We start from the raw sequence: 26,267 nt of genomic DNA on the forward strand, positions 1-26,267 counted from the left end.
ATATTTACTGATGCAAAGTTAACTGCGTAAATTGGATTTTAAATACTGTTCCATGATTGCGTTCTAGAGTAATATTGCCTTCTAATTGTTCTGTAACTAAGTCATATACTAACGACAGACCCAAAGAATCAGTATTTGTCCAATCTAAATTATCTGGTAAACCAATGCCATTGTCTCGAACTGTCATCTCGATATTTTTGCTAATATTACGTAAACTAATACTTATTTTCCCTGCTTGTTGGTTGGGAAAAGCGTGTTTGAGAGCATTGGAGATTAATTCGTTGATAACCAGTCCACAGGCAATTGCTTGATCAACATTCAAACTGACTGAATCTATATCAGTTTCTAAAGCAATTTTTTCAGGCCATATTTGATAGGAAATCAGTAAGCTTGCTGCTAAATTCTGGATATAATCACCAACATCAATTTGTCCAATATTGGCGGAAGTATACAAATTTTTATGAATTAGAGATATTGACTCAATTCGGTTTTGACTTTCTCGAAGAACTTTGATCGCTTCTGGATCTTTGAGGGTTTGAGACTGGAGTTGCAATAGACTGGAGACTATTTGTAAATTATTTTTAACTCGATGATGAACTTCTTTTAACAGGACTTCTTTTTCAGCTAAGGCATGTCTTAACTTTACTTCAGCTTTTTGTCTTTGAACTAGTTCAGTTTGAGCTTGCTCAAAGATGCTGGATTGTTGAATTGCGATCGCTAATTGGACTGTAAGTTCATCGAGCAAATCTAATTGATTTTCTTCCCACTCTCGAAAACTAGAGCATTGGTGAGCAACGAGTAAACCCCAAAGGCGAGAGCCAGGGTTTTGAGAACTGACTTCTAGTAAAATGGGCACGACTAAATTCGCTTTAACTTCAAACTGTTCTAACAAGCGAATATGACAATCAGTTAGCCCAGCTTTATAAATATTTGCGATCGCTCGTTTCTGTCTCTGATAATACTCTGCTCCTTCGCCTGCTTGGAAACATGTATCATGAATCTCTACACCTAAAGAGACTGTCCATCCAGATTCTACCGACTCTGCCACAATTGTGCCGATCATCTCTGAGTCAAACTGATAAACTACTACTCGATCAACCCCAAGTAAATCTCGCACTTCTTGAACTGTTGCATTCAAAATATCTTGGAGATTTAGAGATTGACGAATCCGTTGAGCAACAGTTCGCATCAATTGCTCACGTTCGGCTTGAGCTTTTAGAGCTAGTTCCGTTCGCTTACGTTCTGTGATATCTTGTCCAATACCAATAATTTGACCATTTAAAAGTTTAACACTAGTCCAAGACGTATCGATGAAATCAGCATCCCGAACCTGAGTTCTAAAGTCACCCCAATTGCGTTGTGCATTCTGCATATAATTAATCACATTCTGACGATGTAATTCTAAATACCTCATGACTTGTCTACCCAACTGTTGTAAAGCTACTTGTTCTTTAATAGTCAAGCTCCGTGGTATCAAATCAATCACACAAAGACTACCTAATGCAAAACCGCTTGAGTTAATTAAGGGAACTCCTCCATAAAAGCGGAAATAATGATTTGATATTACAAGAGGACTTTTAGCAAACCTTTCATCTTGTAAAGTGTCAGGGATAATTAATATTTGACTTTGCAAAATAGTATAACTACCGAAAGAAATGCTTCGAGAAATTTCTGGTGTAGTTAGCCCAATTTTGGACTTAAACCATTCCCGTTCTGCATCAACTAGGCTAATCAGAGCGATTGGTGTTTCACAAAGGTTAGCAGCTAGTTGAGCTAGCTCATCAAACAATTCTTCTGGTAGCGTATCTAAAATTTGATACTGATTAAGTACTTCTAGCCGTTGGTTTTCATTTTCAGGAAGTAGCATTATTGGTTGTTTTAATTTTTTTTAAAAGTGCCATATTTAATTTGTTTCAATCTCCAAATATGATTAAAACTTGATAAAGTTTGCGAAATTAAAATCATAATCTTTCCTAATATAGCGGTTCTAAATTGCACGAAATACAGACTTAACCCCCAGCCCAGCCTTCCCTACTAGGGAAGGGGAGTAAGATTCAAAGCCTCTCCCATACAAGGGGAGAGGTCTGGAGAGAGGTCAAAGTGTATTGCTTCTATTCGAGAAGCGCTATAAAATAGGATAATTTCTTTCTGGGAAATGCCTTAATTAAAGTTGTTACTCAGAGACATTGTTAAGATGTTTATTTTTTCTCAAAATAATTTACTCTATGTCAATAGGTACTTGAGGTTGCTTAAGGGTAGGTTTAAAAAACTAATATTCCCTATCAGTATTTTTATCAAACTATGGGCAGTTTTTGCAACATAATCGATATATCAGTCGAGTGAGGAAGTTCACTGACTCTGGATTTTTGTCAGTATGTATGAGTCATAAGCTATTCCACATTGAAATTGCATAAGCTGGGCGCTCATATTGCCCACCCCACAAGACTTATGTTTAATTCGATTATGTAAATTAGATATTGTTTGGCTTACCAAACAATACTTTTGATAGAGGGGCAAATCAGTGATAACTATATTCTAGATAGATACACTCATACTCCTGATTTTTCTAAGATAATTCCAACAATAAAAGATTAGGAATGTAGTCATGGCTGAAGAACAAAAACAAAAATCTAACCAAGAAAGCACACCTACTGCTTCTGGTGGCTACCAAACCCCCATCGACGAAAAAAGCCGCAAAACTGGCGATGCCGAAAAGAGTGATGCTAAACCCAGTGCTACACCAGAAGCACCAGGAGAGGATTCTGTAGCAGGTAGCCCCAATCAGGGAACAGAGTCACGCTAATTGGTTTGAACTTTTCCCAAGTAACGCGCATTTAGTAAACTTTGAGTGGATATTTGTGGTTTAAATCACGATTATCTACTCATTTTTTTGTGTAAGAATCATTTCTAGAGAGGGCAGTACAACATCATATCGCAAGGTGTGAGGGAACGGCACTGCCGTGCCCCTACGGGTGTATCTCACTCAACCGAGAACCGCTATATCGCTGAAATATGCTAAACTTCATGATTCTTAATCCTGTTAGCTTTCTCTTGTGGCTGACAGAAGTCACACAATCTAATAGGCTGATCTTAAAGTGGTAATTTTTCACTTGCCGTTAATAACTATCCATACAGAAAATGCCCCTGAAAATCGTTCAAGACTTTGATGGCAGTTTCACACTTGAAACACAAGCTCAAGAAACTCTATTTAATTTATTGACAAGCGTTGCTTTCTTAAATCAAATTGGTCAACAGTTGCAGTGTGAGCAAGTTAAATTTACAGAATTACTTTTTCAACCAGTTCCTTACAGCTTAACTACTACTAAAGGAATGCCAGCAGAATTTGAAAAATATCATGAATCTGATGAATATGCCATCATTAATGTACCACCAAATTTTATGTTTAGTTCTAAAATTTTCAAACCCAGTCGCCTTTGTGCAATTTATCAAAAATTTGGCAATGGTTAATTTTTAAGCTCATTTTTCCCTAATAGGCAAATACTAAACTTGATATTTAATGTATGACTCTTGAAACTAATCTTTCTTCTTTAGCAGCCCTAGAATATATTCCTTACATTGATAATTCTGGTCAATTACCCGAAGAATTTCAGGGTAAAATCGGGGTATATGCTATCTTTAACCAAGAAAAAAATCTGCAATTTGTAGGATATTCTCGTGATGTTTATCTCAGCCTAAAACAGCATTTAGTCCGCCAGCCACAGCATTGCTACTGGGTGAAAATTCAAACTATTGAACGCCCTAGTCGCGCAATTTTAGAAAATACTGAAAATGCTTGGATTAGTGAAAATGGTAGTGTGCCTTGGGGAAATGGGGAGCAAAAGGAAAAATGGACGCATCCCATTGATGTCAAAGCAATCATGACACCTGAAGAACAGGCAAAATATCAAAACCCAGCTAATGATGAATTAGCACAAATAAAAATTATTAAAAATGTAGCGCGGAGAGTAGAAGCAGAAATTTCAACACAATTGCTAGAAGTGCGGGGTTTGCAAATGCAAATTCGTTTCAATCCTAAATTGAAAGAAGAAGGTTTACTAGATTTGAAATGAAGGTTGTTTTGGGAAAACTATAGACATGAATATCGCTTATAATCTTCCATGACAATACATCTGCTGAACGATCGCTATCAAGTTATCCGCACACTAGGGGCTGGTGGGTTTGGTGAAACCTATCTAGCTGAAGATACCTATATGCCCTCAAAGCGCTGTTGTGTCGTTAAACAGCTAAGAGCAATTCACAACAATCCTCAAATTTACCAGTTAGTGCAAGAGAGGTTTCAACGCGAAGCAGCAATTTTAGAAGAACTCGGTGGCGCAAATGCCCAAATTCCGGCGTTATATGCCTATTTTTCTTCTGAGGGACAATTTTACTTAGTTCAGGAGTGGATTGAAGGCGATACCCTAACTGGAAAAGTTCAAAAGCAGGGGCTATTTAGTGAAAGCGCTGTCCAAGAATTATTTCTGAATTTATTACCCGTCCTGGATTACGTTCATTCTAAGCATATCATTCACCGCGATATTAAGCCGGATAACATCATTGTCCGTGAACAAGATGGTAAACCAGTGCTAATTGATTTTGGTGCTGTCCGGGAATCAATGGGAACGGTGGTGAACTCTCAAGGCAATCCTACGAGTTCGATTGTGATTGGTACACCTGGTTATATGCCGAGTGAACAGGCCGCAGGTAGACCAGTTTTTTCTAGTGATTTATATAGTTTAGGAATGACGGTAATTTATTTGCTGACTGGTAAACAGGCGCAACAACTAGAAACCGATTCCCAGACTGGTGAGATTGTCTGGCGACAGTATGCTGGTCATGTTAGCCCAATTATGGCAGAAGTTATGGATAAAGCGATCGCTTATCATCCGCGCGATCGCTACCCCACAGCCAGAGCAATGCTAGATGCTTTGCAGAGCATAGCAAATCCAATTCCACCGACACAACCCCTCTTGACTCAACTAACTGTAGTCTCTGCACCGGCAAATCAGGCAATGCCTGTCAAACCACAGCCGACTCCTCAAGGTAAGAGTCAGAATAATATTCTTATCGGCACTTTAATCGCAGGTGGGTTAGTTGGTGCATCTGTGATTATTAGTCAAGTGTTACCAAAATCTACTCAATCTACATCTTCAGAAACACCATCAACTATCACAAGCCCCGTAGTAGAAACTCCCAAAGTTATACCAGCTACCCCATTTCTTCCTGCTCAATCCACACCTTCCCCAGCTAAATCAATAGCACCACTTACCACTACAGCTGTCAACACTTATTTCTGGCTTTCCCAAAGACTTGTAACTGATGCAGATTTGGATGGGAAAGATGGTTTTGAGCTAGATATTATGCGAAATTCAATTTTTGCCAGTCATGGCCGCCGTTTTGATACTCTTGAATTACAATATTACTTTAATAACCAACCTTGGTATCGTTCTATATATCCATCGCAAGAATTTCCACCTAAATTGCTATCAAAAGTCGAGCAACAGAATGTAGACTATATCAACACATATCAAGATCGTAACGGCTTAAGATATTTTAAAAAATAAAATTTTTATCATTATACCATTTAAAAATATACCTAATCTAGATACTAGACCGTTTACGAACCAGGTATTTATATTTAATATATAAAATTACTATCTACAAGATTAGAAATCTCTAAGTTAAAGAAATGCCATTTTTATATTTTCTTTGTTATTTTGTATTTAACGGGACAGTTCTTCTTGATTTGGTGGGTTTAAATAACAATTAGTTGAACCATTTACCTCCAAAGATGCATGTAAATTCTTTCGGTTGTACTTATTTTGCTTCTTTCTTTACAAACAAGCAAAGTACAAACTGACTAGAGAAATGAGATGGTAATATTCCCAATCGGCAAATAGTTCGTCTACACAAGGAAAACCTTGCCTAAAACTATGCTTAAAACAAACAATCGGCGTATTTTTCTATCTGCTTTTATTCAGCCTTTAGGACAAAATAATCAAGCAGATAGTAAAAACCAATTAGCTAAATCTAAATTAGATTTGCTGCAACCATTACGCCAATGGCTAGACACAATTGAGATTCAGAATCGGAAATTAGCCAAATTTATTGCTAAACTAATTCCAGCCCAGTGTCCATTCGAGCGCGATATCATGCTTTTTGGTCGCAAAATAGCCCATATTCCGCCAATGTGCAAGCTAAATCCACTTTATGACGAACTTGTATACTTGCGTTTTCGCGCTTTGTGTTATCTAGTAGATCAGTGTGGAGAGGATATTCAATCCTACTGCTAAACATAACTAGAAAAAGCACAATATGGAAATTCAAATTGAGCATCAGCCCAGACAAGAACGCCTCAATGAATTGGGTGTGTCTAAATGGGAAATTTGGAGAAAGGAAGTCTCAAAATTCCCTTGGACTTATGATTCTCAAGAAACTTGCTACTTTTTGGAAGGAAATGTAATTGTTACTCCTGATGGTGGACAGCCAGTGCAAATGGGTAAAGATGATTTGGTGATTTTTCCTGCTGGCATGTCCTGTATCTGGGAAGTTACAAGTGATGTGAAAAAACATTATTACTTTGATTAACCAATAGACAAAAGCGATTCTCGTCGATTTGACAACTTTTATATTGGTTTGTTTGGTTAAGATAACTACCAAAATAGCGCTCAATTTTTTGACGCATTTGATTAAAAATATAGGACTTACGCATTGATAGGAAAGACCAAGTATAGATGATTTAAAAAACCAGATCCGTCGTAGGAGCAATTCATGAATTGCCCCTACCGAAAACTCAAGGTTTGGGCTATTTTTTGCGTAAGTCCTGGTATGGTGCTTTAACATATCGCATAAAGCACCTGGAATTGTTGATGATGTGTGGCAACTTACCTATATTTAGATTTCTTAACATAGCTTAAAATATTAATTATCATCGGTTTACTTGACTGTAATTTGCGATCCCCGATGTAAAAGTTGGCTTGCTCAACAAACCCCACTTCTGAGAGGGAGTATCTAAGCCTTAATCTGTAAGAACAACTAATAAAACAACACTAAACTTTTGTAGAATTTCTCCCAATTCCCGGTAATTATATCGGGATAGTAGTCTTATGAATTATGGATTAAAAACTACCATTGACTCTTTAAAATGATAGTATTAATGTTAGTAGCAGTCCTTTTAAGGACACTATTTATGCATCAACAAATCAAGAGGTATTTCCTATGATGATGATGATGGCTGAAACTATGACTGCCGAAATGCAAGCCTGCATGGAAGTTTGTATGGACTGTCATAAAATGTGCATGGAAACCATGACTTACTGCATGGCCAAAGGTGGTATGCAGATGGACAAGAATATGATGAGCATGATGAGCATGATGCGTGATTGCGCTGAAATGTGCATGATGTGCATGAATATGATGATGAGCGGTTCTGAGTTTATGGGACGCACTTGTATGCTTTGCGCTGAAATGTGCGATCGCACTGCAATGGCCTGTGAGATGATGAGCGATGACATGAAAATGATGGAATGTGCTGCTGCTTGCCGTAAGTGTGCAGAGTCTTGCAGAAGTATGCAAATGATGCCTGTTTAATTCTCGTAACTAGCAGAAGTTTCTCTGCAACCTAATATTCAAGCGCTCAGACTCTTTGGAGTCTGGGCGCTTGAAGTAAAGATTTAACGAAAAAAAGAATTAGTATTACCCACACTTTTGTGGAACTACGTTTACACCACAAAATCTGAGTCGGAATTTTATGTCCCTCGCTTACCTCACCCTCAATCCCTCTCCTTCTTATAAAGGAGAGGGAAGCTAGAGATAGGATGAAGTTTTGCATTTTATTTAATCGACGTTCCTTAGCCGATGGGATTTTTACTTCACAGAGAACTGGAGTTTGACAACTTCCAGGTTGTACTCTAACCCCACGCTCCACAAGCATTTTATGCAACGCCCAAATATGCAATACCCCCTGTGACGTAGATATCTGCGTTCATTCCATCAATATTAACCGCAGAGGATCTAAACGCACATACCAAGGAAAAGGCTGATCTTTGATAGTTGCCCATTTTTCTTTGAAGACTTCTGCTTGCAGATGGTAATCTTGAGAATTCTTACCAGCAGAATGTAGTTTGAGAAACAATGTCATTCGATGGGGCGTTTCACTGATTCGTACTACCCAGCAGGGAAAAGTATTTTCTTGTGATGAGTCGTTGGTAAAAATGAACTGATGGGCACGAATGCCGATGTGGGATAATTCGCTCGTGACTGGTTCAATTACTTGGAGACTACAACCCCAATCAATCGCTTCTACCTGTTGTGATGACTGGAGAACAGCACGGGAAAAGTTTTTGCATCCAGTGAGTTGAGCTACACCAACGGTAGCAGGATGCTGGAAAATATCGTATTTGCTACCATAATGAACGGCTTTACCATGCTCCAATACCAAAAGATTCGGGCAAATCCGATAAGCTTCTTCCATATTATGAGTGACAAATAGAGTCACACCTTGGTAATCAGCCAGAGTTTCTGTCATTTGCTGCTCTAATTGACTACGCAAATGGGTGTCAAGTGCCGAAAACGGCTCATCTAAAAGTAATGCTTCCGGTTGACTGGCTAATGCTCTTGCTAAGGCTACCCGTTGTTGTTGTCCCCCAGAAAGTTGGTGTGGATAGCGATCGCCTAATCCCTGCAACTGCATGGCTATAAGTTGCTCCTCTACTTGCACTCTAATGCTTCCGGCAGATAGTTTTTTGGGTAAGCCAAAAGCAATATTTTGCGCCACACTCATGTTCGGAAACAGGGCGTAATTCTGCACCAAAAAACCAATGCGGCGATCGCGGCTGGGTAAATTAATTCCTTGTTCTGAGTCAAACAGGACTCTGCCATTTAAAACTATGCGCCCTCTTGTTGGCGTTTCTATTCCCGCAAGGCAGCGTAAAATCATGCTCTTACCTGCTCCAGAACCCCCCAACAATCCCAAAGGTTGCTCATCAGTAGTGAAAGCAACTTTTAAATCAAAGCTAGGAAGGATTTTTTCAATATTGACTAACAATCTCCCTGATTCAAAGCTAGATTGCGGAGTATAAAGATTTTCTCCCCCCACTCCCCACTCCCCACTCCCTACTCCCCCCTTCTTTTCCCGCAATTCTTGCCAGAAGTTAACCCCAATTATTCCAGATAGAGAAATCGCCATAATTGCGATCGCCCAAAACCACGCTTCATTCATTGCTCCCGCTTCCACAGCAAAATAAATCGCCATTGGAATTGTCTGCGTTTGTCCAGGAATGTTACCAGCTAGCATTAATGTCGCGCCGAATTCTCCCAAAGCACGGGCAAAAGCGAGCATTGTAGCCGCTACAATCCCAGGTAGTGCTAAGGGTAAACTGATGCGCCAAAAGATTGTAGCTTCGGTTGCACCAAGGGTTCTAGCTACTCGTAGTAAGTTGCCATCTATTTGTTCAAAGGCTCCCAATGCAGTTTTATACATTAATGGGAAAGAAACTACTGTAGCTGCGATCGCAGCACCATACCAAGTAAAGACAATGGTGAAGTCAAAAGTCTCCATGAGTTTCCCTACAGGGCCATTTTTGCCAAAAAATAGCAGCAACAAGAAACCGACAACTGTAGGCGGTAAAATTAAGGGTGCAATAAAGATACCCTCAATTAACGATTTACCTTTCCCACGATATCCCAACATCCAGTAGGCAGCAGCGATACCCAAAAAGAAAGTGATAAATGTGGCAAGTAATGAAGTTTTGAGTGATATCCAAAGGGGCGATAAATCCGATGGCATAGTTGCGTAGGGAAGAATTAGCTTAAGTAATTACTAATTTACCAACTTTAATTTAAATATGTCGGGAAAAGTTGGTAAGTTACATAACAACTCCTAAAAAACAAGATCCCCGACTTCTCTAAGAAGTCGGGGATCTGATTGTTTGCGAATTATTTAAGATTGCTATAGTTGACTGCTGTAGGCACTAAAACCATAAGCCAAAGTTTCTTTTAAAGCATCTGATGGTTTAAGACTTCTGTTAATAGCATTAGCAAAGGGTATTGGAATTCCTTTAATAGTTTCCGGCAAAATTGCATATTCTTGCGTTGGTTCCACAATGTATTCTGGACACTTAGTTTGTAGACCAGCAGTTGCTAACATTTGATTTATTTCAACAGCAGAATATTGCTTGAGATAAACTGGATTTCTCACAAATGGGTTTAGCTTTCTGATAAAATTGTGGATAATATGAGAAGGACAAGATTTATTGTGAAAGGAATGATTGAAAACAAAAATTCCGCCAGGTTTTAGTACGCGAGATATATCAGCTAACAAATTCCTTAATTGTGCATCTGGGATATGCATAAAGACGCAATTGGAAATTACCAAATCTATAGAATTCTCTTCTAAAGGTAAAATTTCAGCAGAAGTGCAAATCAAGTTAAATTCAGCTTCTGGGAAAAAATTATATTCTTGTTTTACCTTGATTAACCGCCGTAATAAAGGTTCAGAAATATCAATACCGTAATATTTTTCGCATTTGAGATTTTTCGCTTTCGAGAGATGCAAAGGTGCGCGTCCATAACCAGAACCAATCTCTAGAATAGTGCCAACAGATTTATTCAATGGAAATTTGTTCCATGTCCCTCCAGGTGTGCCAGTTAGTAGAGTATAATCTTGTTTTATAGGTGATGTATCTGCAAGTTTTTCAACTTTTTGGGAACCATAATATGTTTTACCAATTGCGTCCCATGTTTTCTTATGTTGAGTATTATTCAATTCTTCATAGTCACTAGGAAAATAAATGCCATCTCGTAATTCAAAGTCATTTAGACTGAATTTTGTATTTGCTAATTGAGTCATTATGATTATTCCTCATCAATAGTTAAGTCTGTTTTCTGTTATACTCGTAACTCAGCATTAACCGCAAGGGATTTTTACTGAACCGTATCCCAACGAAAACCGCGATCGCAACACAAGTTCGTATACATTAGTTGATGGACAGCAACAATCGGAGGCTGGGATGGTAGAAGGATCGCAACAAAAACGGGTGGTAGTTGTAGGTGCTGGTTGGGCTGGTTTAGGAGCAACCTACCATTTGGCGAAACAAGGTTATGATGTGACTCTTCTAGAAGCAGGCCCCTATCCTGGTGGGTTGGTGGCAGGTTGGCAGACAGCCGCCGGAAAATCTGTTGAAGCTGGCATTCATGGCTTTTGGTATCCTTACAAAAATATTTTTTCCTTAATCAATCAATTAGAAATTAATCCTTTTACTACTTGGACTCGTTCTTCGCAATATTCGCCAGCAGGCTTGGAAGTTGAATCACCAATTTTTCAAGACTTACCGCGACTCCCATCCCCACTAGGAACTTTTCTATATACTCAGTTTAAACGATTGCCACTAATTGACCGTCTGAGCGCTCTGCCTTTACTGTATGCTGTTGTTGATTTTGACAATTCTGATGATGCTTGGCGGCGCTATGATTTTGTAACTGCTAGGGAATTGTTCAAGGAATTTAAGGTTTCTGCACGACTTTACCGCGAGGCTTTTGAACCAATGTTATTAGTAGGCTTGTTTGCCCCTGGCGAACAATGTTCAGCCGCCGCGACTTTAGGGATGCTTTACTTTTTTATTCTGGCTCATCAACCTGACTTTGATGTAGTTTGGTGTCGGGGAACTGTTGGAGAAAAGATATTTCGTCCTTGGGTAGAACAGATTGAAAAAGCTGGTGCGCGAGTGCTACCCAAGCGTCGGGTTACAGACTTAATTGTTGATAGCAATCATCGCGCCAAGGGTGTGGTTTGCGGTGATGAAGTAATTGAAGCAGATGCCGTGATTTTTGCGGTTGGCATTGCGGGAATGAAGAAAATCGTCTCAACTAGCCCTAGTTTACAAAGCCATGAAGAATTCCGTAATTTGAGCAATTTAGGAGCAATTGATGTTTTGGCAACGCGGCTATGGTTTGACCGCAAAATTGATATTCCGCGTCCTTCTAATGCTTGCTTTGGATTTGACGAAAGTACAGGCTGGACGTTTTTTGATTTGAATGCTCTACATGATGAATATCGGGATGAAGCGGGAACAGTGATTGAAGCTGATTTTTATCACGCAAATCAGTTTCTCAGTTTGAGCGATGAGGAGATTGTAGCAATAGTTCAGGGTTATTTAGCAACTTGTGTGCCGGCCTTTCGGGAGGCAAAAATAGTTGATAGCAGTGTAATTCGGCTACCTCAAGCGGTGACTCACTTTGCACCTGGTAGCTATCGTTATATGTTACCCGCCAAGACAAGTTTTGAAAACGTGTTTATGAGTGGCGATTGGATTGTGAACCGTCATGGTTCCTGGTCACAAGAAAAGGCTTATGTTACTGGTTTGGAGGCGGCGAATTTGGTGGTGTCTTATTTGGGAAAAGGTCAGCCAGCCGAGATTTTAGCTGTAGAAGAGGATGAAGTACATATCCAAGTGGCGCGATCGCTCAACCAAACTCTACGTGACTTGGGCAAATCTATCCTACCTGACTTTTGGCTGCCTTAATCTGTATGGATGCGAAGAGTTAGTCATTATTGTAATCTAAATTCGGTAAGCTAAAGAAAGCTATGCTATACGATTCTTGTAATGTAAACCAAATCACATAAGCTTATGGAGCCAGACTCTTTACTAACTGAGGTGATTCTGACACATCCGCCTGAGTCACTCGGTAAAGTGCAACTTGATTGGACACCCCAACCCGGAAATTATCTCGATTTTGAGGGTAAAACCTACGCGGTTTTAGAACGCCGCCATCGATACCAACTGAAATCAGGGCGCTACCGCTTACATAATATTGCCATTTATGTGCAGTCGGCAAAACGACCATCTGAGAAAAGTTTGGTAGGTGGACGTTGGGTAATTGGTGATGCCACCTGTTGCTACAATGCTCATTCAGAACTCATTCGCTGTGCAGTCAACCCAGATGGCCCTTGCGAATCTTGCCGCTTTTATGAAGAGTTACAAGTTAGGATTTAAAAGGTAGTTTTTCACCTATCCATTCATTAAGTTGGGGTAAGGTGCGTAGGCGTAGCCCATCGTTCGCGTAGCGTCTCGCAGAGAAGATATCGCTTAATTTATCTCAATTGACAAAGGCGATCGCCCCTTTTTGCTAGAGTTAAAAGTATTAAGACTGCTTATACTAATACCAGTCATTAGCTCTTTGCTGTCTCCGGCTAGCAAAATTATGTTGAAGACGATAAAAATAGAGAATTTCCGTAGTTTCCAATCTTTCGAGCTTCAGCAACTTGGTAGAGTCAACCTACTTGTTGGTAAAAACAACAGTGGTAAAACATCAATACTAGAAGCTATTCAACTTTTATGTTCACGGACTAATCTTGAGCCACTTGCTGAGGTTATGACTAACAGAGGTGAATATTTTTGGAATGATAATCCAAGAAGAAATCGTGAGCTTGATATTTGTCATCTTTTTTACGGACATGAAATTCAACCAGATAGCAAACTTTGTATATCAGGCATGAATGGCAACAATCAAGAGGCGATTACTGTTAGTATAGGAGCGCGTTACTTTCACCTTGATGATGATTTAGGTGAAGAATTAAATAGAGAATCTAGTAGTTTCCATGAATCTTCAGCTCAAATAAATGGTCTGAATTTGGGTATCAACTGGACTCGTGGAGAGGAAACAGAAATTTTGACATTTCCTTTATCAAATAATAGTGCTTTGGATTTAGGTTATGTTCAGCGATTCCGTCGAGATGGTAAAAATCCACTACCAAATACCCAATTCGTCACATCGTCTTTTTTAACCACAGAGAAAATGAATCAATTGTTTGATCAAGTGGTACTCACGCCTGAAGAGATATTTGTACAAGAAGCACTTCAAACGATTGAACCCAAAATTGAACGTATCGCTTCAGTTAATCTTCAGCAAGTAAGCCCACTGAGATTAAGAACTTCCTTTGATTCACGTAGTGGTTTTGTTGCACGTCTGTCTGACAGAAATCAGCGTGTACCAATTGGTAGTATGGGTGATGGTATTTGGCGTATCTTAGGACTCGCACTGGCTACAGTGTGTGCTAAAGACGGATACTTATTTGTTGATGAGATTGATACTGGACTGCACTTTACTGCGATGTCTGATATGTGGAAGCTGATCTGGAAAACAGCAAAAAAGCTTAATGTGCAAGTTTTCGCAACTACTCACAATAGCGACTGTTGGACAAGTTTAGCTAGCATTGTTAGCGAGGAAGATGCAACTGAGGATGGTATTAAAATTCACAGAATTGAGAAAGGTAAAGAAACAAGTGTAGTCTTCACTGAACCTCAAATCGTCATTGCTGCTGAAAGAGAAATTGAGGTACGTTAGTAATGGTAAAAGGTTATGTAGCCAAGAAACTATTAGTAGAAGGACAGGACGATTTGCGAGTTATACCAGAATTAATAGAAAAAAACGGAATTCGTTGGGGTGATAATAAAAAGGAGGCAATTGTATTAATACAAGATTGTGGAGGTTACGAAAATATTGATGCAAACCTTATATCTACTGAATTACAAGCATCAGGACTCACTCATTTAGGGGTCATAATAGACGCAGATGAAGATTTATCTGTACGTTGGATAAGTATAAGAAATGCTTGTTTGCCAAGTATCCCTGATATTCCCGAACAAATATCAGAGACAGGACTTATCCACATGACAAAAAATGGAATTAAGTTTGGTATCTGGATTATGCCAGATAACAAAATGAGAGGTATGCTAGAAACTTTTTTAGCTTACATGATTAAAGATGAAGGCGAAACTATTTGGCAATATGCTCAGGAAGTAGCACAAGAAGCAAAAAAGAAAGGAGCATCATTCAAAAATTCTTATCTTGATAAAGCTAAAATCTATACTTGGCTATCGTGGCAAGAAGAGCCAGGAAGACAACTGCATCAAGCTATAAAGTATGAAGTTCTGAATTCTCAACATCCAAAGGCAGAGACATTTTTAATATGGTTTAAAAATTTGTACAACTTATAAGATTTTGCTATTTTCAAAAAGCGATCGCACCCCCTCCCACAAACTTAGATAAAATCACTATGGTGCTACTTAACCCTAAATCTGATGAAAAGCGATATCTCCGATGGGCAAAGCCTACGCCCCTCTTCCCCTCCTTCTCTTCAACGTCCCGAACTACTTGCGCCAACAGGTAATTGGGACTGTGCTAAAGCTGCTGTGGAAAATGGGGCAGATGCGATTTACTTCGGTTTGGATCGCTTCAACGCCAGAATGCGGGCAGAAAATTTTACTGAGGCAGACTTACCCAGCTTGATGAGATTTCTGCACAGTCGCGGCGTAAAGGGTTATGTCACTGTCAACACATTAATATTTCCCAAAGAACTAGCAGAAGCCCAGCAATATCTCCGCACAATTATTGCCGCAGGTGTGGATGCGGTGATTGTCCAGGATGTGGGAATTTGTCGTCTCATCCGTCATCTGTCGCCCGATTTTCCCATCCATGCTTCCACCCAAATGACCATCACCAGTGCGACTGGGGTGGAATTTGCCAAGTCCCTCGGCTGTCAATTAGTAGTGCTGGCGCGTGAATGTTCTCTTCAGGAAATCAATAAAATACAGCAGCAGATTGCCCTAGAAGAAGCTTCGCTGCCCTTGGAACTCTTTGTTCACGGTGCTTTGTGCGTGGCATATTCCGGTCAGTGTTTAACTAGCGAGGCTTTAGGCGGACGTTCTGCTAACCGAGGCGAATGTGCCCAAGCTTGCCGGATGCCCTACGATTTGATTGCCGATGGGGAAGTTGTAAATTTAAAAGAACGCAAATATTTACTTAGTCCTCAAGACCTAGCAGGTTTAGATGTTCTGCCCGATTTGGTGAAATCAGGAGTAACTTGTCTCAAGATTGAAGGTCGTTTGAAAGCTCCAGAGTATGTTGCTAATGTCACCCGTGTTTATCGGCAAGCTTTGGATGGAGTGATGGCGGAATTGGAAAGACCTAACCCCCTAACCTCCTTCCCTATGAGGGAAGGGGGAATAAAAGCTCCCCTCTCCGAAACGGAGAGGGGCTGGGGGAGAGGTCAATTAGATCGAGAACACTACAACCTAGAAATGGCATTTTCTCGCGGACTCTACACGGGTTGGTTTGGCGGGATTAATAATCAGGAATTAGTTCATGCCCGCTTTGGTAAAAAACGTGGAGTTTATCTAGGTGAAGTTACCCGTATTCACAACGAACAGGTAACAGTTAAACTCGAAGCGCCTGTAAAACCTGGGGATGGAATTGTATTTGACTGCGGTCATCCAGAGGCGAAGGAAGAAGGCGGCCGGGTTTATGCTGTGGTGTCCAAGGGTAAAGAAGCCATGCTGACCTTTGGACGAAATGACTTGAACCTGCGGCGAGTGCATATAGGCGATCGCATTTGGAAAACCAGCGATCCAGAACTCGATAAGCAACTACGTCAGAGTTTTGCTGGCGAAAACCCCCAATTTCAGCGTCCCATTGATGTAGAGGTTTATGGAGAAATTGGTCTGGCGTTGATTGCGATCGCCCGCGATCGACTCGGTAATATTGTACAGGTGGAGTCTACAATTTTTCTGGTGGAGGCGCACACGAAACCCTTAGATACAAACCGTTTACAAGAACAATTCGGTCGTCTTGGTAACACCCCTTTCATGTTGGGAACGCTAACCAATCACCTCAGCACTTCCCTTATGCTTCCCATAAGTGAGTTGAACCGAATGCGGCGGGAAATCGTGGTGCAGTTGGAAGAATTGCGAAGTCAACCCAAACCCTGGCAATTACGTTCTGATGTCTCTTTCCAAGACTTACTCCCTTCCTCATCTTCCTCATCCCCCTCATCCCCCTCACTCATCGTCTTAGTACGAAACCTCAAGCAACTCCAAGCCGCCCTCAAAGCTGGTGTTGAAACACTGTACTGTGAATTTGAAGACCCTCGCGCCTACCGAGAAGCAGTGCAAATGGTGCGCCAACAACAGCAAAAAAACAAAGCAGACAATTCTTCTCTTTTAACAGACGCGATTAATCGCGTCTCTACTACTAACTCTTGTACAGACGCGATTAATCGCGTCTCCCAACTCCCCACAATCTGGGTTGCACCACCCCGAATTACCAAACCAGGGGAAAATTGGATTTTGCAACAGGTACGCGCCTGTGAAGCAGATGGCTATCTGATACGAAACTATGACCAACTACAATTTTTTGCCCAAGACCGTTGTATCGGAGATTTTTCGCTCAACGTTGCTAATCCCTTAACAGCAGACTACTTTCAGCAACGCTTTGGGCTAGAACGGCTGACGGCATCTTATGACCTGAATATTACCCAACTGCAAGACCTGCTCACCAGTTGTCCACCCCAGTGGTTTGAGGTGACAATCCATCAGCATATACCGATGTTCCACATGGAGCATTGTGTTTTTTGTGCCTTTCTCTCAACGGGTACAGACTATACCAACTGTGGACGACCTTGTGAAAAGCAGGAAGTCAAATTAAAAGACCGTGTAGGTAGCGAACACGTTATTAAAGCAGATGTAGGTTGCCGTAATACTGTATTTAACGGCACTGCCCAAACCGGAGCCGAGTACGTACAGCGCCTTCTAGAGCTTGGATTAGGTCACTTTCGCATCGAGTTTGTCAATGAGACACCAGAACAAGTGAGTAAAACAATACATTGCTACCGTCAATTATTGCAAGGTAAGATTACAGGTTCTCAACTCTGGCGAGAGTTGAAACTGCAAAATCAGCTAGGTGTAACTCGTGGCCCATTGGCACTTTGACCGGATAATTCATCTAACTTTTCACGTCGTGAGTAAAAGCTTACGAAAAACCCAACCCCCTAGCCCCCTTCCCGCATCAGGAAAGGTGAAAATTCAAAGTCTCTCTCCTTCTAGGAGAGAGATTTAGAGAGAGGTTTTCCAGATACCGTGAAAATTCACGATAATTCATAATTCTGGAGCAGTTGAGTGAAAAACTTAATGTTTCCTTAAAGCTGTAATAGTGAGTGCTTAAACCCATATCACTATATTCCTGATGCTTACAATCAGTTTGTAAAAATCAATGCAACTACAGCTATTTAAGTGGACGCTTCTTCCTGTTGCTTTTGTGGCCGGGAGCCTCCTAAGCGCACAGGCGGCAGTGGCAGCAAGCCTCGGCGATATCTTCGTCATAGATATGGAGAACCACAACTTCACGCAACCAGGTAGCGATACAAATGCGCCCAATCAGATATTCGGCAATGTTGCTACTCCGTATCAGAACAGCCTCATCACCCCCGGAGATCCGAATGCCGCTCAAGTCTCCTACGCTGCTGCTTATCATAACGTTCTGGCTACACCATCGGGCAATAACCCCAGCATCCACCCCTCCGAACCAAACTACATTTGGCAGGAAGCCGGCGATAACTTTGGCGTGTTGAACGACAACGATCCTTTTAAGAACCCCGGTGGTACTAACCAGAACGCGATTAACCTTAGCGGACTACTCCAGAACGCTGGCATCTCTTGGAAGTCTTACCAGGAAGATATCGACCTAGCCACCAACAGCCAGGGTAAGCTGACCAACACCGTCCTACCGCAAAGTCAGTGGACTGTTCCCTTGAGCAGTGTCAGTGGTACGTCGGCGGACTACACCAACGCCTACAACGGTAGCAACCAGTATAACTTCGCGGCCAAACACGATGGGCAGCTGTTCTTTACCGATACCAACGGCGGCAACGATCCAACACCTTCAAACCCCGAAGCCTCCCATTACGCACCATTGCAGCAGTTGTCAACAGACCTTGCTAACAATACGGTCGGCAAATATAACCTCATCACCCCCGACCAGTACAACGACTCACACACCGCATTGACCGACGGCTTTACTTATAATGGGGTGCATTACACAGGCGATGAGGCCGAACTTGCACAGGGCGACAACTTCCTTGCCACAATCATTCCCCAGATCATGTCTTCCGATGCTTACAAAAATAATGGCGCGATCGTGATCTGGTGGGATGAGACTGAAGGCAAGAATCAGAACGACTTCAGCCACACCCTACCGGAAATCGTGATCTCACCTCTGGCTAAGGGCAACGCCTATGAAAGCCTCGTAAATTATACCCACTCCTCCGACCTGAAAAGCTGGCAGGAACTCTTCGGTGTGTACGGCCCAGGGGGCGGGTTTTTGGGTGATGCAAACTCCCCAGACACCAAAGACCTCTCGGATCTGTTTAAGGATGGGGCACTAGCCTCTCCTGTTCCTGAACCTTCCTTCGATCTGGGTATGGGAATATTCACAGTCTTAGGGCTGTTCCTCAAGACACGCAAGCGCTGGCTGTCAGAGTAAGACAGGCAAGGACAGAAACAAAACAGGGACACGACAATTCAACCCAAAAAGCATCCGCGTTGACATCAAGATAAAACTCTCGAATGATTGTTTTTAGTTGTAACCAAATATTTTCTTATTGTTGTAAGCCGCCCTATTCACAACTGCTGGGCAACTTGTCTAACTATCTCCACAAGCCTCTGCACAGTTGGGGATGTCTCGTTTTTTCGCCAAATCATTGCGATCGCTACTTTTGGGGTAGGTTCTTGTAATTTTTTATAAACTACGCCAATGCGTTGCAGGTTTTGCAAAGATTCTGGCACGATCGCCACACCCATCTCAGCTGCTACTAGGCTAACAATTGTCTGCATCTGGATGGCTTCTTGAGCAACCTTGGGACTAAAACCTGCTTGCTGGCAGATACTAATGATCGAGTCGTAAAGTCCTGGCGCTAATATCCTGGGAAATAAAATAAACGGTTCATTGGCAAGGGATGTCAAACACACATCAGATTGACTCGCTAGGAAATGTGCTTCAGGTAGTGCCACCATCAACGACTCTTGAAAAATTGTTTCGTAACTAAATTTATTTTCTTCAACAGGTGGACGCAAGAATCCCACATCCATCCTACCTTCTCTTAACCACTCTAACTGTTGATCTGTAGTCAGTTCATGCAACTCAATGTCCACATCAGGAACGTGACTACGAAAAGTTCGCAAAATAATAGGCAAAATATTATACGCCGCAGAACTGACAAAGCCAACCACCAACTGTCCAATTTCGCCCCGACTAGTTTGCTGCCCGACTTGGATTGCCTGTTGTAATTGCTTCATAATTTGCTGAACCTCACCCAAAAACACTTGCCCCGCTTCTGTTAATTGCACATTTCGTTTCGTGCGGTGAAACAGTTCAAAACCCAATTCCCTTTCTAGCTGTCGAATTTGTTGACTTAGGGGAGGTTGGGCAATGTGCAATCGTTCCGCCGCCCGTCCAAAATGCAGTTCCTCTGCCAAGGTGACAAAGTAGCGCAAGTGTCGTAGTTCCATCTGTTACCTCAACTCATATCTTTAAAATATTAGTTATGGTGAAAATATATATTGGACATAATTAAAAATCTTTTTTACTCTAATGAATAGGCGGTGATCAACCCAAGGCAGAGGGTTGATTATCTGAAAATAAACCTTCTGTAATTTCACTACTTATGAATAATCTTTCAATACCTAAAAATTATTGGGATGCTACCCTTTACGAAGATAAACACGCCTTTGTCTGGCAGTATGGCGAGGACTTACTAAAATTCCTCAACCCTCAGCCAGGAGAATCGATTTTGGATCTCGGCTGTGGTACTGGACAACTCACAGAAAAAATTGCCCAAGCTGGTGCTGAAGTTATGGGAGTTGATTATGCATCCACAATGATCGAAAAGGCAAGAGAAAACTATCCCCATATCCGCTTTGATGTTGGTGATGCAAGGAACTTTCAAGTAGATAAGCCATTGGATGCTGTGTTTTCCAACGCTGTATTACATTGGGTGAAAGAAGCAGATAAGGCGATCGCTTCCATCCATCAATCCTTAAAACCCGGAGGCCGTTTTGTGGCAGAATTTGGGGGTAAGGGGAATGTTTTGGCGATCGCCACAGCTTTAGAAAGTGCCTTAGAAGCAATTAATATTCCTGCACAAGCCCTAAATCCTTGGTATTTCCCTAGTATCGGCGAGTACGCCACCCTACTAGAACAGCAAGGCTTTGATGTCATTCATGCCATACTTTTTGCTCGTCCAACTCCTTTAGCAGAAGGAGAAGCAGGTATGGCAAACTGGATTGGGATGTTCGCTAGTTCTTTTTTAGCAGGACTTTCTGATGAGCAACAAATACAAGTAATTCGCGTCGTAGAGAAATATCTCAAGCCGACGCTGTATCAACAAGGAACTTGGACAGCAGACTACCGAAGAATTCGCATCGTTGCCATCAAAGTTTAATTTGTGTGAATTTTTACTAATGCCTTAATTACGAATTAGTATTAACTATGCATATACCTAAATTGTGCGATGGCTGCGCCCGCCGAAGGCATCGCCAAACATCATTTTCATTACTACTAACCATTGCCCTCACCACTTTACTAGTACCCTCACCCTCACAAGCGCAAACGCCCTCAATACCGTCACCTTCTAGTGCGCCTTTAGAACTAGAGTTATTGACTAAGCCAAAAGACTATATCATCACAGCTAACACCATTCATCCAGAGGGATTAACCGTTCCGAGTTTATGGTGGGCGCAACAAAACTCTGAGAAAAAGCTATTAGATAATTGGATAGCATATCCAGCTTCTGACAAAGAACCAGCACGAGTAGACTTGATCGTGAATCAGCAAATCTGGAGCTTACTAGAGTATGTAGAGCGCTACGACTTCGTAAATCGCTTAGGTAGTGCAGCACGGAACTTTGGGTACAACGTTCGGGTATTTAACTATCAAAAAGAACCCTTGGCAACCTACACTTGTAACTTTAGTACAAGTCCAGCTTTATGCAGTATCCAAACCACTCTTAAGAACAAAATAGGTTTACAGCGTTTACTCTAATCAGGAGTTAGAAGTTAGGAGTTGGAGGAGATGAGCCAGATGGGAAAATTTCAATGCCCCATGCCCAATTCCCAATTCCCAATTCCCAATTCCCAATTCCCAATTCCCAATTCCCAATTCCCAATTCCCAATTCCCAACTAAACCTTAATTTTGGCAAACAAAGACTCGTATTGTTTTATTGCAGATGGCGGTAAGGGAAGCAAAAATTCACTCTTATCGAAAACTGTGCGTAGGCGTAGCCCGTCGTAAACATCGCTCTGTAACAGACTCAGAAATGGTTCTTGAATGTCGGAAGCGGTAATATTTGTAGAAATTGGCGAATTACTTTTAGTCAGCACCGAAATTTGTTTAGCTATGCTTGGTTGCAAACAAAAATCAATCCATTGATCTGATAAAGTATCCTTAGTAACACCTGCTGGACGTACCCACAAGTCCGCCCACATCGCTGTTCCTGACTGAGGGATAACCACACCAAGTTGGGGATAACGTCCCAGAACTTGTAGTACATCACTTGACCAACCAACCGCTAACCAAGTGTCTCCCATAATTAAAGGTTCTAAGTAGTTATTGGAACTGTAAAACCTCACCCGTTGGTTTAATGTCTGTAATTCCTTTTCCAAGTCTGCTACTTGGTCAAGATTCTCTGTATTGTAAGATTTTCCTAGCTTCTTTAAAACCAGACCAATAACTTCTCGTGGTTGATTAAGTAGAGAAATGCGTTGCTGCATTCCATCTCGCCACAAATCACTCCAATCTTTGGGTGTCCAATCCAATTCTCGGAACTTGTCACGGTTATAAACTATTACCGTGCTACCCCACCGATAAGGCGCACCCCAAACCTTCCCTTGAGTATCCAAGTTACCTTGGTCGTTGCGCGTTACTAATTTTTTCCACTTTTCGTCTAAAGCAGGCCATTGCTTTAATTGATTTCCCTGTAACTCTTGGAGTGGTTGAATGAGTTTTTGCTCAATAGCTGCTTTTAGCCAATAATCTCCCAATGTTATGAGGTCTGCATCAACCGTTTTTTGACCTTGCCTAAAGGGTATAAAACGACTCCATCCTTGTTCATCGCTAGATTTTGGTTTTTGCTGCCAATTTTGTAATTGCTCAAATAAATCTTGTATCTGCTCGACTGGGGCAAACTTTAATTTTACCTGTTGCTGTAAACCTTTGTGAAACTGATTCACTACCTGACCAGGTATAGAACCTTTTAATAACTGTACTTTTAGTTGTGTCTGCTTGTTTCCACCACAGCCAAAAAGCAGTTGTGAAAGTACCAGTGTGCTTGTACCTAGCAAAAAAGACCGTCGATCCATTGATTTTGGATTTGAGATTTTTGATTATACCTAATATTAAGCAGAGATTCACCAGAGGCTGACTATCTGAAAAACTGGAGTTGCAAAATCATCTGTATTTTTCCTTGAGAATACCGATAATTTTGAATATTTGACTCAAATTAGCGATTTTTCCAGTAAATTTATGCCTATAGATGTATTTACCTCTATAAATTTACTGAATAGTACTTGTAATCAATATTTACTTATATTTAGAAGTAATCATTTAAATGTCACGTTCGCACCAAAAATTATCAATACTTAAATAATCCATAAATATTGTTAAGGTTGGGGATAAATTGAATAACATAAAGAAAATATACGTATATAGGGTATTAAATGGAGCCATTACAGCAGCAGATCCTGACTTTAAGCCAAAAACTGGATGCCCTCTGCCAAGTGATCGATCAACTTGATACTAAAGTCACTCAAGCTTTCTCAGAGTGTTCTTTAGCGAATACACAAGCAAAGGATAATTATCAGGAAAACGGCACGGCTGGAGGCTATCAGATTAGACGTATCAGTTTAAATCCAGAAATGGAACATAAGGATGTATTGACGGATGGTATTTATCTAGACATGCATCGTCAAAGTGGAGATAACATAACACCAGAAATTCAAATACAACGACTGACAGCGCAATTAACAGCAGCATACAATCGCATCGCTGCTTTAGAAGAACAATTACTTAGAGAAAGAATTCATTAAATTTAACCTGATTTAACAAATTAAAAAATGCCTAGAGGCACAAAAGACAAGCCTTTAGCTTGAATGTAGTACATTCAATCTAGAGCTAGGGCTTTTTAGGTATATTAAGTATAATCAACTAATCGAGCTATCAAATTGATAAAAAACTTAAACACACTATTACATCTACTTACGTAATAGTGTGATATATCTATTTGTAATCTTTTAGTGGATTGTTCAATATGAAACAAAAAAAAACAACCCTAAGACTGGTGTAGTTAGAGGGCTTTATACTTCCAAAACCAAGATTTTCTTATTAATCAGCATTTTTATCATTAGTGTTTTTGGCATTTTGTTATCAAATTGGTTGATGACAAGCAAGACAGCTTTCGCAACAATTGACTTTTTGCAACCTGCTCCTACTCAACCGCTAGGCTATTACGACTATTTTGGTAAACTACTTAGCCCTCAAGAAGCAGCAGGAGTAGTTTCAAATAAGGGACTCGATCCTAATGACCCTATTTCCTATCAACGGGTAGGTGCAGTTAAAATTACTCAGGAATTAATCGCTCAAGGTGAAGATATATTCTTCAACCGGAAGATTGGCGACACATTCGGTTTGCAAGGGGTATTTGGTTTTGGATATGGCATTGCTAAAATTTTGCCAGAATTACAGACAGCAATAGTTAAGTTGCAAGGTCAGCCGACAACGAACTTACAACTTATTCTTGAGAAGGATATAGCATTAGGTAGTCGAACTTTTCCCCAAGGAAGTGTCATTAATACAGGCTTAAAAGTGGAAAAGGGAGGGACTTTTCCCGTTGGACTGGGAATTACAGTTAATACAACAACAAATACAACTCAGATTGACCTTCGTTGTGCTGCTTGCCACATATCCCTTTCAAAGAAGGGTGAACGTCTTATGGGAGTACCTAATAATGAAATCGCTACAGCTTTTTTAGTTACCCTAGCATCAAATTCATCTGCTGGATTTGCACGGTTAAATCTTAACCCCCTCAACCCGGAATATCGAGGCAATGGTAAAATTATTCTGGATAGTAAAGGTAACAAAGTAGAATTACCCGATCCTGAAAAGTTTGAAAAAGCTTTTGATGATGCAGTCTTAGATGTGCCTTTTGGGAATTTTGAGAGTACACCGGATGGTATTAGAAACACGACCCAAATTCCCAGCCTGTTCACATTTAACAATCATCCCTATACAGCCTCTGGAGAGTTTGCTTTTGGCCCGTTTGCTGGACTAACCTCTACCAATAACGGTGTTCATTCTTCAGAAATTAATCTGTTTGCAGCTGCTCAACTCAGTGCAGAAACTCTTGGCATTGACCCAGAAGTTTATATTGGTACATTTCTTCAGAATGCTGACAATCTCAGCCTACGTTTACCAGAAGGAGTTATAGTAAAACCCTCAGAATGGCTGCGGAAGATCGCACCGAATCCTACAGAAGCAGAATTAGAAGACCAAATTCCTGCCCCTGGCACAGGAACTTACCCAAACCTGCGTCCTAGTTTGTTTACTTACAACGGCTTAGTTTTCAGCCCAAATACTGAAAAGCCCACTGATATTGCCAGTGGTGACTTCTTATTTGCTGATAACGCCATGTCTGCTTTTCAAAATAGCTTAGTACCCCCTCCTAACCAGACTTTGGAAAACTCGCAAGCGTTAAATAGCAATTCTGTTAAGCGTGGCGCAAAAATATTTGAGAAGGCCAATTGTGCAACTTGCCATATTCCACCCTTCTTTACTGACAACAAAATTCATCCAATTGATGAAATTCATACTAATCCAGCCCGCGCCGAGTCTCGCTTGGGGTTAAATAATTTGTTAGTACCACCCAAGCTATACACTTTTAATACTCCCGTTCCCATACCTGCTAATGCTGAAGTGCTGGATGTACCAACACAAGGTATCTCAGATAGTCCTACAACTCTACCCAAAGGGATATTGCCAAAAGGCGGTTACAAAACTAGTACCTTACGTGGTCTTTATTTAAGCGCACCATATTTGCATGATGGTGGTGCAGCAGTACAGGCAGGAAGCCTTGCTGTTGAGTCAGATGGTAGTTTCACGGTTGTTAACAAGAATGGCTTAGGGCTTTCTGGTACTCTAAGCCAAGGTATACCTGCCGATGCTGCTAGCAGCTTACGTGCCTTAGTCGATCGCGATCTTCGTGCAGAAGTTGTGAAAACCAATAAAGCTAACCCTGCTTTAGTGCGTAGTAACCTTGATGGCACAGGTCATGATTTCTATGTAGATAGACAAGCCGGGTTTAATTCCAAGCAGCAAGCAGACCTAATTAATTTCTTGCTAGCACTTGATGACAATCCTGGAAGTTTCTAATAAAGCTACGGCTGAT

22 protein-coding genes are annotated in these 26,267 nt (G+C 41.0%); 17 read left to right on the top strand and 5 right to left on the bottom strand.

Annotated elements, in window-relative coordinates; all coding sequences use genetic code 11:
- Positions 1 to 4 precede the first annotated feature (4 nt).
- A complete protein-coding gene (locus V7K98_RS14875; protein ID WP_335023043.1) occupies positions 5 to 1,867 on the bottom strand; it encodes a GAF domain-containing protein in 1,863 nt (620 codons plus the stop codon).
- Positions 1,868 to 2,605: 738 nt separating this feature from the next.
- Between V7K98_RS14875 and V7K98_RS14880 the strand changes: the two genes are divergently transcribed.
- From V7K98_RS14880 to V7K98_RS14910, 7 genes are all read left to right on the top strand, one after another.
- Complete coding sequence (locus V7K98_RS14880; protein WP_335023045.1) at positions 2,606 to 2,803, top strand: hypothetical protein; 198 nt, start codon at positions 2,606 to 2,608, stop codon at positions 2,801 to 2,803.
- Between the two features lie 335 nt (positions 2,804 to 3,138).
- Positions 3,139 to 3,468, top strand: coding sequence for a hypothetical protein (locus V7K98_RS14885; protein WP_335023047.1), 330 nt, complete (start codon positions 3,139 to 3,141; stop codon positions 3,466 to 3,468).
- 53 nt (positions 3,469 to 3,521) lie between these two features.
- Positions 3,522 to 4,070, top strand: a complete 549-nt coding sequence (locus V7K98_RS14890; protein WP_335023049.1) for a GIY-YIG nuclease family protein — start codon at positions 3,522 to 3,524, stop codon at positions 4,068 to 4,070.
- Between the two features lie 48 nt (positions 4,071 to 4,118).
- Positions 4,119 to 5,564 (top strand): protein kinase domain-containing protein, encoded by a 1,446-nt coding sequence (locus V7K98_RS14895; protein ID WP_335023051.1) that lies wholly within the window; start codon positions 4,119 to 4,121, stop codon positions 5,562 to 5,564.
- A gap of 369 nt (positions 5,565 to 5,933) precedes the next feature.
- Positions 5,934 to 6,293 carry a Mo-dependent nitrogenase C-terminal domain-containing protein gene (locus V7K98_RS14900; protein WP_335023053.1) on the top strand — a complete coding sequence of 120 codons (360 nt, stop codon included), beginning with the start codon at positions 5,934 to 5,936 and terminating at the stop codon, positions 6,291 to 6,293.
- Between the two features lie 22 nt (positions 6,294 to 6,315).
- A complete protein-coding gene (locus V7K98_RS14905; RefSeq protein WP_335023055.1) occupies positions 6,316 to 6,588 on the top strand; it encodes a cupin domain-containing protein in 273 nt (90 codons plus the stop codon).
- A gap of 630 nt (positions 6,589 to 7,218) precedes the next feature.
- A complete protein-coding gene (locus V7K98_RS14910; protein ID WP_335023057.1) occupies positions 7,219 to 7,590 on the top strand; it encodes a four-helix bundle copper-binding protein in 372 nt (123 codons plus the stop codon).
- A gap of 394 nt (positions 7,591 to 7,984) precedes the next feature.
- Here the strand turns inward: V7K98_RS14910 and modB are convergent, their stop codons facing one another.
- The gene (gene modB / locus V7K98_RS14915; protein WP_335023059.1) at positions 7,985 to 9,787 is read right to left on the bottom strand and encodes a molybdate ABC transporter permease subunit; all 1,803 of its coding nucleotides are present in this window, start codon (positions 9,785 to 9,787) and stop codon (positions 7,985 to 7,987) included.
- Between the two features lie 162 nt (positions 9,788 to 9,949).
- Entirely contained in the window at positions 9,950 to 10,849 is a 900-nt protein-coding gene (locus V7K98_RS14920; protein WP_335023061.1) for a class I SAM-dependent methyltransferase, read from the bottom strand.
- Between the two features lie 160 nt (positions 10,850 to 11,009).
- Here V7K98_RS14920 and V7K98_RS14925 point away from each other — a divergent pair, with 160 nt between their 5' ends.
- The 6 genes from V7K98_RS14925 (at position 11,010) to V7K98_RS14950 (ending at position 19,314) form a co-directional block, all read left to right on the top strand.
- Positions 11,010 to 12,521 (top strand): hydroxysqualene dehydroxylase, encoded by a 1,512-nt coding sequence (locus V7K98_RS14925; RefSeq protein ID WP_335023062.1) that lies wholly within the window; start codon positions 11,010 to 11,012, stop codon positions 12,519 to 12,521.
- A 105-nt stretch (positions 12,522 to 12,626) separates the two neighbouring features.
- Entirely contained in the window at positions 12,627 to 12,992 is a 366-nt protein-coding gene (locus tag V7K98_RS14930; protein WP_335023064.1) for a DUF6464 family protein, read from the top strand.
- Between the two features lie 208 nt (positions 12,993 to 13,200).
- A complete protein-coding gene (locus V7K98_RS14935; RefSeq protein WP_335023066.1) occupies positions 13,201 to 14,343 on the top strand; it encodes an AAA family ATPase in 1,143 nt (380 codons plus the stop codon).
- Positions 14,344 to 14,345: 2 nt separating this feature from the next.
- Positions 14,346 to 14,996 (top strand): DUF3226 domain-containing protein, encoded by a 651-nt coding sequence (locus tag V7K98_RS14940; protein WP_335023068.1) that lies wholly within the window; start codon positions 14,346 to 14,348, stop codon positions 14,994 to 14,996.
- Positions 14,997 to 15,080: 84 nt separating this feature from the next.
- Positions 15,081 to 17,765, top strand: coding sequence for a U32 family peptidase (locus tag V7K98_RS14945; RefSeq protein WP_335023070.1), 2,685 nt, complete (start codon positions 15,081 to 15,083; stop codon positions 17,763 to 17,765).
- A gap of 280 nt (positions 17,766 to 18,045) precedes the next feature.
- Positions 18,046 to 19,314: an alkaline phosphatase family protein gene (locus tag V7K98_RS14950; RefSeq protein WP_335023072.1), complete on the top strand. Its 1,269-nt coding sequence runs from the start codon at positions 18,046 to 18,048 to the stop codon at positions 19,312 to 19,314.
- Between the two features lie 137 nt (positions 19,315 to 19,451).
- Here the strand turns inward: V7K98_RS14950 and V7K98_RS14955 are convergent, their stop codons facing one another.
- A complete protein-coding gene (locus V7K98_RS14955) occupies positions 19,452 to 20,339 on the bottom strand; it encodes a LysR family transcriptional regulator (protein ID WP_335023074.1) in 888 nt (295 codons plus the stop codon).
- 155 nt (positions 20,340 to 20,494) lie between these two features.
- Between V7K98_RS14955 and V7K98_RS14960 the strand changes: the two genes are divergently transcribed.
- Both V7K98_RS14960 and V7K98_RS14965 read left to right on the top strand, forming a co-directional pair.
- Positions 20,495 to 21,271, top strand: a complete 777-nt coding sequence (locus V7K98_RS14960) for a methyltransferase domain-containing protein (protein WP_335023076.1) — start codon at positions 20,495 to 20,497, stop codon at positions 21,269 to 21,271.
- A gap of 47 nt (positions 21,272 to 21,318) precedes the next feature.
- Positions 21,319 to 21,870 (top strand): hypothetical protein, encoded by a 552-nt coding sequence (locus tag V7K98_RS14965; RefSeq protein ID WP_335023078.1) that lies wholly within the window; start codon positions 21,319 to 21,321, stop codon positions 21,868 to 21,870.
- Positions 21,871 to 22,008: 138 nt separating this feature from the next.
- On the opposite strand, the gene V7K98_RS14970 is transcribed toward V7K98_RS14965, so the two are convergent.
- Complete coding sequence (locus tag V7K98_RS14970) at positions 22,009 to 23,187, bottom strand: extracellular solute-binding protein (RefSeq protein ID WP_335023080.1); 1,179 nt, start codon at positions 23,185 to 23,187, stop codon at positions 22,009 to 22,011.
- Between the two features lie 357 nt (positions 23,188 to 23,544).
- Between V7K98_RS14970 and V7K98_RS14975 the strand changes: the two genes are divergently transcribed.
- A complete protein-coding gene (locus V7K98_RS14975) occupies positions 23,545 to 23,913 on the top strand; it encodes a hypothetical protein (RefSeq protein WP_335023082.1) in 369 nt (122 codons plus the stop codon).
- Positions 23,914 to 24,262: 349 nt separating this feature from the next.
- Positions 24,263 to 26,251, top strand: a complete 1,989-nt coding sequence (locus V7K98_RS14980; RefSeq protein ID WP_335023084.1) for a hypothetical protein — start codon at positions 24,263 to 24,265, stop codon at positions 26,249 to 26,251.
- Positions 26,252 to 26,267 lie beyond the last annotated feature (16 nt).

This window comes from Nostoc sp., from assembly GCF_036917435.1.
Taxonomy (GTDB): domain Bacteria; phylum Cyanobacteriota; class Cyanobacteriia; order Cyanobacteriales; family Nostocaceae; genus Nostoc.

Excerpts from the sequence above, each read along its gene's own strand:
- V7K98_RS14880 (WP_335023045.1), top strand. The coding sequence starts at position 2,606 with ATGGCTGAAGAACAAAAACAAAAATCTAACCAAGAAAGCACACCTACT.
- V7K98_RS14930 (WP_335023064.1), top strand. The coding sequence starts at position 12,627 with ATGGAGCCAGACTCTTTACTAACTGAGGTGATTCTGACACATCCGCCT.
- V7K98_RS14905 (WP_335023055.1), top strand. The coding sequence starts at position 6,316 with ATGGAAATTCAAATTGAGCATCAGCCCAGACAAGAACGCCTCAATGAA.
- V7K98_RS14940 (WP_335023068.1), top strand. The coding sequence starts at position 14,346 with ATGGTAAAAGGTTATGTAGCCAAGAAACTATTAGTAGAAGGACAGGAC.
- V7K98_RS14935 (WP_335023066.1), top strand. The coding sequence starts at position 13,201 with ATGTTGAAGACGATAAAAATAGAGAATTTCCGTAGTTTCCAATCTTTC.
- V7K98_RS14900 (WP_335023053.1), top strand. The coding sequence starts at position 5,934 with ATGCTTAAAACAAACAATCGGCGTATTTTTCTATCTGCTTTTATTCAG.
- V7K98_RS14895 (WP_335023051.1), top strand. The coding sequence starts at position 4,119 with ATGACAATACATCTGCTGAACGATCGCTATCAAGTTATCCGCACACTA.
- V7K98_RS14890 (WP_335023049.1), top strand. The coding sequence starts at position 3,522 with ATGACTCTTGAAACTAATCTTTCTTCTTTAGCAGCCCTAGAATATATT.
- V7K98_RS14960 (WP_335023076.1), top strand. The coding sequence starts at position 20,495 with ATGAATAATCTTTCAATACCTAAAAATTATTGGGATGCTACCCTTTAC.
- V7K98_RS14950 (WP_335023072.1), top strand. The coding sequence starts at position 18,046 with ATGCAACTACAGCTATTTAAGTGGACGCTTCTTCCTGTTGCTTTTGTG.
- V7K98_RS14970 (WP_335023080.1), bottom strand. The coding sequence starts at position 23,187 with ATGGATCGACGGTCTTTTTTGCTAGGTACAAGCACACTGGTACTTTCA.
- modB (WP_335023059.1), bottom strand. The coding sequence starts at position 9,787 with ATGCCATCGGATTTATCGCCCCTTTGGATATCACTCAAAACTTCATTA.
- V7K98_RS14910 (WP_335023057.1), top strand. The coding sequence starts at position 7,219 with ATGATGATGATGATGGCTGAAACTATGACTGCCGAAATGCAAGCCTGC.
- V7K98_RS14885 (WP_335023047.1), top strand. The coding sequence starts at position 3,139 with ATGCCCCTGAAAATCGTTCAAGACTTTGATGGCAGTTTCACACTTGAA.
- V7K98_RS14955 (WP_335023074.1), bottom strand. The coding sequence starts at position 20,339 with ATGGAACTACGACACTTGCGCTACTTTGTCACCTTGGCAGAGGAACTG.
- V7K98_RS14975 (WP_335023082.1), top strand. The coding sequence starts at position 23,545 with ATGGAGCCATTACAGCAGCAGATCCTGACTTTAAGCCAAAAACTGGAT.
- V7K98_RS14980 (WP_335023084.1), top strand. The coding sequence starts at position 24,263 with ATGACAAGCAAGACAGCTTTCGCAACAATTGACTTTTTGCAACCTGCT.
- V7K98_RS14965 (WP_335023078.1), top strand. The coding sequence starts at position 21,319 with ATGCATATACCTAAATTGTGCGATGGCTGCGCCCGCCGAAGGCATCGC.
- V7K98_RS14875 (WP_335023043.1), bottom strand. The coding sequence starts at position 1,867 with ATGCTACTTCCTGAAAATGAAAACCAACGGCTAGAAGTACTTAATCAG.
- V7K98_RS14920 (WP_335023061.1), bottom strand. The coding sequence starts at position 10,849 with ATGACTCAATTAGCAAATACAAAATTCAGTCTAAATGACTTTGAATTA.
- V7K98_RS14925 (WP_335023062.1), top strand. The coding sequence starts at position 11,010 with ATGGTAGAAGGATCGCAACAAAAACGGGTGGTAGTTGTAGGTGCTGGT.
- V7K98_RS14945 (WP_335023070.1), top strand. The coding sequence starts at position 15,081 with ATGAAAAGCGATATCTCCGATGGGCAAAGCCTACGCCCCTCTTCCCCT.